This is a genomic window from Mesorhizobium sp. M1E.F.Ca.ET.063.01.1.1, assembly GCF_003998155.1.
Classification (GTDB): Bacteria; Pseudomonadota; Alphaproteobacteria; order Rhizobiales; family Rhizobiaceae; genus Mesorhizobium.
Window position 1 is genome coordinate 1 of record NZ_RZSC01000278.1, and the last position, 7252, is coordinate 7252.

General features: G+C 63.5%; 10 protein-coding genes and 1 pseudogene. 3 read left to right on the forward strand and 8 right to left on the reverse strand.

Going from position 1 to position 7252, the window contains the following annotated elements:
- A pseudogene (locus EOA29_RS19520) lies at nucleotides 1-417 on the forward strand (SAM-dependent methyltransferase); the annotation flags it as partial.
- Between the two features lie 141 nt (nucleotides 418-558).
- Here the strand turns inward: EOA29_RS19520 and EOA29_RS19525 are convergent.
- The 4 genes from EOA29_RS19525 to EOA29_RS43085 all read right to left on the reverse strand — a co-directional run bounded on the left by EOA29_RS19525 (nucleotide 559) and on the right by EOA29_RS43085 (nucleotide 2691).
- Entirely contained in the window at nucleotides 559-900 is a 342-nt protein-coding gene (locus EOA29_RS19525) for a putative quinol monooxygenase (protein ID WP_126090805.1), read from the reverse strand.
- A 77-nt stretch (nucleotides 901-977) separates the two neighbouring features.
- Nucleotides 978-1436 carry an antibiotic biosynthesis monooxygenase family protein gene (locus EOA29_RS19530; RefSeq protein ID WP_126090804.1) on the reverse strand — a complete coding sequence of 153 codons (459 nt, stop codon included), beginning with the start codon at nucleotides 1434-1436 and terminating at the stop codon, nucleotides 978-980.
- Nucleotides 1437-1555: 119 nt separating this feature from the next.
- Nucleotides 1556-2326 (reverse strand): glucose 1-dehydrogenase, encoded by a 771-nt coding sequence (locus EOA29_RS19535; protein ID WP_126090803.1) that lies wholly within the window; start codon nucleotides 2324-2326, stop codon nucleotides 1556-1558.
- Nucleotides 2327-2523: 197 nt separating this feature from the next.
- Entirely contained in the window at nucleotides 2524-2691 is a 168-nt protein-coding gene (locus EOA29_RS43085) for a hypothetical protein (RefSeq protein ID WP_245464992.1), read from the reverse strand.
- On the opposite strand from EOA29_RS43085, the gene EOA29_RS19540 reads away from it, so the two are divergent.
- Nucleotides 2617-3486 carry a LysR family transcriptional regulator gene (locus EOA29_RS19540; RefSeq protein ID WP_245464934.1) on the forward strand — a complete coding sequence of 290 codons (870 nt, stop codon included), beginning with the start codon at nucleotides 2617-2619 and terminating at the stop codon, nucleotides 3484-3486. The genes EOA29_RS43085 and EOA29_RS19540 overlap by 75 nt on opposite strands.
- Nucleotides 3487-3831: 345 nt before the next feature.
- The gene (locus EOA29_RS43815; protein ID WP_281059647.1) at nucleotides 3832-3960 is read left to right on the forward strand and encodes a hypothetical protein; all 129 of its coding nucleotides are present in this window, start codon (nucleotides 3832-3834) and stop codon (nucleotides 3958-3960) included.
- Here EOA29_RS43815 and EOA29_RS19545 read toward each other — a convergent pair.
- From EOA29_RS19545 to EOA29_RS19560, 4 genes are all read right to left on the reverse strand, one after another.
- A complete protein-coding gene (locus tag EOA29_RS19545) occupies nucleotides 3947-4885 on the reverse strand; it encodes a sugar phosphate isomerase/epimerase (RefSeq protein WP_126090802.1) in 939 nt (312 codons plus the stop codon). The genes EOA29_RS43815 and EOA29_RS19545 overlap by 14 nt on opposite strands.
- Nucleotides 4886-4918: 33 nt before the next feature.
- The gene (gene iolG / locus EOA29_RS19550; RefSeq protein WP_126090801.1) at nucleotides 4919-5911 is read right to left on the reverse strand and encodes an inositol 2-dehydrogenase; all 993 of its coding nucleotides are present in this window, start codon (nucleotides 5909-5911) and stop codon (nucleotides 4919-4921) included.
- A 60-nt stretch (nucleotides 5912-5971) separates the two neighbouring features.
- A complete protein-coding gene (locus tag EOA29_RS19555; protein WP_126090800.1) occupies nucleotides 5972-6790 on the reverse strand; it encodes a carbohydrate ABC transporter permease in 819 nt (272 codons plus the stop codon).
- Nucleotides 6787-7252 (reverse strand): sugar ABC transporter permease (locus tag EOA29_RS19560; RefSeq protein ID WP_210213156.1); only part of this gene is annotated, 466 nt, incomplete at its 5' end. The genes EOA29_RS19560 and EOA29_RS19555, both read right to left, overlap by 4 nt.

The following is a 7252-nucleotide window of genomic DNA, read 5'->3' on the forward strand; positions in this document are numbered from 1 at the left end:
CGGCCGGGTGGCGTGGTCGCGGCCGTCGTGTGGGATCATCTCGGCGGCATGCCGGGCATGCGCATGATGATCGACACGGTTGCCGCGCTGAGCGAAAGCGGACGCCAGATGCGTAGCCGCTATTGCTTCCAGCCGATGATGCAGCCCGGCGAGATGAAGCGGACCTTCGTTGAACAGGGTCTCACCGATGTCACCGAAACCCAGCTGATGATCCGCATGGATTATGAGAATTTCGACGACTACTGGGCGCCGATCGGTGCCGGCGAAGGCCCGCTCGGCAAATACATGACCACGCTGGACGCGGCGGAGCGGACGCGCGTCGAAGCCGCCGTTCGCGACGCCTACCAGGCGGGGCGGCCGGATGGTGCGAGATCGTTCGCCAATGTAGCCTGGGCCTGCAGGGGGGTGGTGGGCTAAACGGGCCCACGGTGCCGGCGATTCAGCGCATGGACCGCTCCGGCCGTTTCATCTATGTCGGCACCTTCACCAAGCTTCTGTTTCCGGCGCTGCGTGTGATGGCGACGCGCGCTCCTGGCGCAGCCCGCGTCGCGGTGAGGTTTAGAAGGTTGGGTTGGCGAAGGGCGTCTTCATGGAAAAGCGCCGCAGGTCCATGTCGCCCTCGAGCACTTCGCAGAGGGTCGCGACGAAGGCCTGCATGTAAGGGAGGCGAAAGTGGTCCTCGAGATCGGATGCGTGGCGCCAGTTCTCGTAGAGCATCCACACGTCCGGATCCTCGTTCGAGACGTGCAGGTCATAGTTGATGTTGCCCTCTTCGGCGCGAGCCTGCTCGTAGAGGCCATGCAAGCGGCGGCCGAGTTCGGCGCCCTGGCCGGTCTTGGCCCGCAGGAAGGCCACGAGGGTTAGCTGGTCGGCGCTGGGGGTATGGGCTTGGGTGGTCACGGGGTGTCCTTCAGGGTTGGAACGCGAGGGAAGAGGGGCGGCGGGCGGTATGCCCGCCGCCCCGTGCGCGCCGCGGCTCAGCAGCACTCGGGGTTGGCGGCCGGGTCCGAGATCGTCGGGGCGGTGCGCGGTGCCGGCTGCATGTCGGCCACGAAGCGCGCACCGCCTTCGGTGATCGGCCTCTTCAGGTCACGATCGAACATGGCGAACAGCGTTTTAGTGTACGGCCGCTCGAAGTGCTCGTTCAGGTCCGCTTCCGAGCGCCACTGCTCGTACAGAACGTAGTGGCCGGGGGCGTCCATCACCTTGTGCACGTTGGTGATATTGCCGGGCACCAGTCGCGCGCAGGTAACCGAGCGGTGGAACACCTGCTCGAAGTCGGCCTCCTTGCCTGGCTTCACGTCGAAATCGACGACGATGTTGACTTCGCCATTCGGGCTCGGCTCGACCTTGATCTGAGCCATGGCCGAATGGGCGCTCAGCATAGCGCCGGCCACGGCCAGGGCGCTCAGGGTGTGCTTCAGCAACTGTTTCATTTCAGGGGTCCTTCGAAGAGTCGGGTTCGGGGCAGTTCAGAGGGCTGGCCAAGCGCGATGCGTGGGGAACCACGCCCGCCGCGCTCGGCCCCGCCGCGGCGGGAAATCAGGTCGAGGCTTCAGGCGATCGAGTAGCCGCCGTCGGCGAGTAGGCTGTGGCCGGAGACGTAGGAGGCGTCGTCGGAGGCCAGGAACGCCACCACGGCGGCCATCTCCTCCGAGGTGCCCATCCGACCCGGCACAGAGGCTTTGCCGAACTCGTCCTTCGCCTCCTTCGACGGCCAAATGCGGTCCTGAAATGGCGTGTCGATCAATCCAGGGGCGATGGCGTTGACGCGCACGCCCTGCTTGAACAGCTCGATCGACGCGGTCTTGGTCATGCCGATGACGGCATGCTTGCTTGCCACATAGAGCGAGGCATTGCCGAAGCCGATCACGCCGCCCATGGAAGCGTTGTTGATGATGGCGCCGGAGCCTTGCGCCAACATGGCCTTGGCTTCGTGCTTCATCGACCAGAAGACGCCGCGGACGTTGGCGTTGAAGATCGTGTCGTAGATCTCGTTGGTCTGCTCGATGAGTGGGGAGAAGCTGCCTTCCGTCCCGGCGTTGTTGAACGCCACGTCGATACGGCCATAGGTCGAGACGGTCTCAGCGACCAGGTCGATCACGTCCTGTTCAACGTTGATGTCGGCGACCCGGGCAGTGGCTTCGAAGCCCTCGGTCTTGATCTGATCTACGAGGGTCTTGAGCAGGGCCTCGCTGCGGGCGCTGGCCATGACCTTGGCGCCTCGGCGAGCCAATTCCAGGGCGCTGGCGCGCCCGATGCCGGAACTGGCGCCGGTGACCAGGATCACCTTGCCCGCCAGGGTTTGAAGGGGTTTGTCAGACATTGTCGCACCTTTCATCGTTCCTTCGGCGAGCGGGCTGTGCTTGCCGATGAGTACGAGAAGGAACTTAGTCCGAGCGGATTGCTCAGATTAGACGCTCAATTCAGCTCACGGTGATGACTCAAATAGCGCAATGCAGAGCGCGTGATGGCGATGGAGCGAGACGCCGGGCCGGCCCGTCGCCGGACGCGCTCATGAGTCTAGCTGCACAGCGGAATATCGATTAATGATAAGGAGAGAATAATTTGGGGGATGCGGTGACCGGTGCCGAGCTTGCGCAACTCGCGACCTTCATTGCCGTCGCTCGCCATAGAAATTTCCGTAAAGCTGCGCTCGAACGCAATGTAGCGTCCTCTGCCGTCAGCCATACAATACGGAGCCTCGAAGAACGTGTGGGTGTTCGGTTGCTCCACCGCACAACTCGGAGCGTGGCTCTGACTGAAGCCGGCGAACGCTTCCTTACCGAACTGCAGCCCGCCTTCACCCAGATCGCCAAGGCGCTAGACGGCCTCAACTCCTACCGCGGCACGCCCTTCGGCACCGTCCGGATCAACATCCCCACTTCGATTGCGCCGTTTGTGCTGGACCAGGTCATGGGACCGCTCATCAAGCAGAACCCGGGGCTGCACCTGGATATCGAAGCGACGGACCGTCTGGTCGACATCGTGAAGGACGGCTTCGATGCTGGCATCCGCTTCGGCGAACGTCTCAGCCAAGACATGGTGGCGGTGCACATCAAGCCTCGCCTACGCTTCGCGGTCGTCGGCTCGCGCGCGTACTTTGCCGATCGCCATCCACCGACGACGCCTGCGGATCTGCGGGACCATGCCTGCATTCGTTACCGCTATCCGAGCGGCGCAATTTACAATTGGCAGTTTGAAAAGAACGGCGAGGAGGTCGATGTCGAGGTCGCGGGACCTGTGACCCTCGACGATCAGATCCTTATGGTCCAGGCTGCGCTACAGGGATGCGGCCTGGCCTATGTTTGGGAAAACTGGGCGGAGTCCCATCTCACAAGCGGAGCCCTAGTTCGTTGCCTTGACGACTGGTGCGCACCCGATGATGGACTTTATCTCTACTATCCTAGCCGGCGGTATGTGTCCGCCGGGCTGCGGGCGTTGATCGACATGCTCCGCGCGCCCGACAGACGAGGACGAACTTAAGCCCAGCTTCCTCTGAACGCTGCGCTTCTCTAGAGAGCAATTCCAGGAAAAGTGCGTAGCGGTTTTCCGTCCGGAATTGCGCAAAAACAAATGCTTAGATGGGTCAGCGATTCTGTGAAAAGCTGAACCGCTCTAGGCTGCGCGCCACTGCTCCGTTGCGGATGGCGGGCGCATTTGCCAACGCCTCTCGCACTCCAGCCGCATCAAAAACCGTTCTGAGGGAGCATCCGTGCCGCAGGAACACGGCGCCAAACGGCACATGACTAGTCAGCGGGTAATGGCGTCGCCTGCGATCCGGTCGCCAGCGATCGGGAAATTCGCAACCTGTTCATCGGCCTGATCATCGTGCTGGCACTCGATCCCATCGACCAGAACGTCGTCGCGACAGCACTGCCGCGGATCGTCACCGAATTGGGCGGAATCGGCGGCGGCATCGGCCTTCCGGGTCGATCCGCCTGCATCAAGCCAGATTGATGGCGACGTTGCGCAGCAACGCCACGGATTTGCGCATGCCTTCCATCGGCGACAGCATCATGTCCTCGTGCTCGATGGACAGCACGTCGTCGTAGCCGACCTGCTTCAGCGCGGCGCAGAACTGCCGCCACCAGGTCTCACCGTGACCGTAGCCCAGCGTGATGTAATTCCAGGCCCTATCGGCATAGTGGTTTGGCGGGCGCGCATCGAGCACGCCGTCGATGGCCGCCGGTATCGGTTCGATGCGTGTATCCTTCGCATGTACATAGTAGATCGCAGAGCCCAGCTTGCGGACGGCAGCGATGGGATCGGCGCCCATCCACATCGGGTGGCTGGGGTCATAGTTCGCGCCGACCGTCTCGCCGACGGCGTCGCGCAGCCGGAACAGAGTCTGGACGTTGTAGACGGCCTGATGGCCGTGCAGTTCCAGGCAAAGCTTCCTGATGCCGAGATTGTTCGAATACTTCACCAGATCGCGCCAGTAGGGAATGATGCAGTCGTCCCACTGGTAGCGCTGGATGTCGACGCATTCGGGCGGCCAGTCGGTGATGATCCAGTTGGGGTTGGCATCGCCTGGGCCGCCTGGCAAGCCGGACATCATCACCACGCGATCGATGTCCATCAGGCTCGCCAGGCGGATCGTGTCCTCGGTCACCTGATGGTGCTTCTTGCCCTGCGGTCCCGGATGCAGTGGGTTGCCCGAGCAGTTGAGCGCAGCGATCGTCAGCCCGTGGTCGCGGACCCTGGCGGCGAATTCGGCGCGCGTCGCGGCACTGTCCAGCATGGCTGGGAGATCGATATGCGGCGCGGACGACCAGTTGCCGCAGGCGAACTCCAGTGTCTCGAGCCCGAGTTCGGCCGAGGCGCGAAGCATCTCGTCAAAGGAAAGATTGCCCAGGCTGTCGGTGATCATGCCAATCTTCATCTCGGGACTCCCGTTTGACTTGAGACCATCCGCTCAGGGCTTCACAGGCTCGAACCTGCCGGACCTGGCGGAGGCGAGGGCCGCCTCGCAAAGGATCATGGCCTTGCGGCCGTCGCTGGCCGTGACGGCGGGCTTGCTGCCGGTTTCGACGCAAGTGATGAAGTGATCGATCTCCGATGCGTAGGACTCGGCGTAGCGTTCGACGAAGAAGTAGAAGGGCTTGTCGCGCGATATGCCCCTGTCGCCGTACATCTCTACCGAGGTCGGCATCCGGTTGCCGGCCTGCAGCATGCCGTCGGCGCCATGCACCTCGATACGCTGGTCATAGCCATAGGCGGCCCTGACGCTGTTGTTGATGTGGCACTGCCGGCCGGACGCGGTTCGCAGGATGAACATCGCGGTGTCGTAATCGCCGAGCTTCCTGTATTGCGGCGCCACCAGCGAGGAGCCGGTGGCGAAGAGTTCGACCGGCTCCTCGCCGAGCAGGTTCCGAGCCATGTCGAAGTCGTGGATGGTCATTTCGCGAAAGACGCCCCCACCCCCGGCCAGCGCTTCCTCGGTTTCGGGTTCGGGGTCTCGGCTTGTGATGATGACCTGCTCGACGGCGCCGATCTCGCCGCCGGCAAGGCGCTCCTTCAGCGCCCGGAAGCTCGGATCGAAGCGGCGGTTGAAGCCGATCTGGAACGGCACGCCCGCTTTCTCGACCGCGGCCAGGCACTCGTCCGTGCGCTTGAGGTCGAGATCGATCGGCTTCTCGCAGAAGATCGCCTTGCCTTTCGCCGCCGCGGCCATGGCAAGCTCGGCATGCGTGCGCGTCGCCGAAGCGATGAACACCATCTTCACCGACGGATCGTTCATCACCGCCTCGGTGTCGGCGATCTCGGCGCCGGTAACGGCAGCAACCTTGGCAGCCGCCTCGCGATTGGGATCGACGATGTAGCGCAGCCGCACCCTTGGATGACGCGCGAGATTGCCCGCGTGCACGCGGCCGATCAGTCCCACCCCGAACAGACAAACATCCATCATGCGTTCGACTTTCCTGTCAGGTCGCGCCTGTCGTGGCCCGTTCATGTTTCGCCGGCGCACTCATTTGACAGCGCCCATGGTGAGCCCGCGCACCAGATGGCGCTGCACCAGGAGCGCGAAGAAAACGATCGGCAGCGCGCCGATGACGCCGGCCGCCGACATCGAGGCCCAGTCGGTGTCGATGCGGCCGATCAGCGTCGCGGTACCGCGCGGCATGGTCATGGCGCGCGGCGTCGCCGTCAGTGCCAGCGCGAAGAGAAATTCGTTGAAGGTGACCAGCACCGCGAAAATGGCGGTCGCCGCGAGCCCGGGAGCGGCCAGCGGCAGGGTGATGCGGCGGAAGGCGCCGAAGCGCGAATCGCCGTCCACCATCGCGGCTTCCTCGAGATCGACGGGAATTTCGCGGAAGAAGCTCTCCATCATCCAGACGCAGAAGGTGACGTTGAAGGCAGTGTAGGTGGCGATCAGTCCCAGCCAGCTGTCGAGCAGGCCGAGGCTGAGCATCAAGAGATAGACCGGAATCAGGATGACCACCGGCGGGATGATGCGCAGCGTCAGAAGGAACAAGCCAACCTTGCCCTCCATCGCAAGCGGCAGGCGGAAGCGGGCGATGGCATAGGCGCCCATGGCGCCGGCGACCAGCGCGATGGCGACGGAGAAGAAGGTCACCACCAGCGAGTTGGTCAGGTAGGAGCCGAACTGCTTTTCGGTGAACAGCCTGACGTAGTTGTCGAACGTCGGCACATGCGGGTAGAGCGTGCCTTCCTGGGTTATCTCCCGGTTGGACTTCAGCGAAGTCGAGACCAGCCAGTAAATCGGCAAAAGCACCACGGCCAGCACGAAAATCGTCGTCAGGATGCGCGCCACACGGGTACTCATGACGCATCCACCCTGCGCAGAAGCCTGATGGCGCTGAAGGCGAGCGCGAGCACCACGAGGCCGATGGTCACGAACAGCGCAGCCGCATAGCCGGTCTGTTGGAACTTGAACGCGGTGTCGTAACCGTAGATCGAAACCAGTCTGGTCGCCTCGCCCGGCCCGCCGCGCGTGAGCACGAAGACCTGGTCGAACGTGCCGAAGGCATCGATGGTTCTGAGCACGATCGCCACCGCCAGCACCGGCCGCATCATCGGAAAGGTGAGATCGGCAAAGACCCGCCAGGCCCCCGCCCCGTCGACGCGCGCCGCCTCGAACGGCTCGTGCGGCAGCGATTGCAGCCCGGCGAGCAGGATCAGGAACATCAGCGGCGTCCATTCCCAGACGTCGAGCACGACAAGCCCAATGAAGGCGTTGAGCGGGTTGCCGAGGATCTGCGCCTCGCCGCCGCCCATCGCCTCCGAG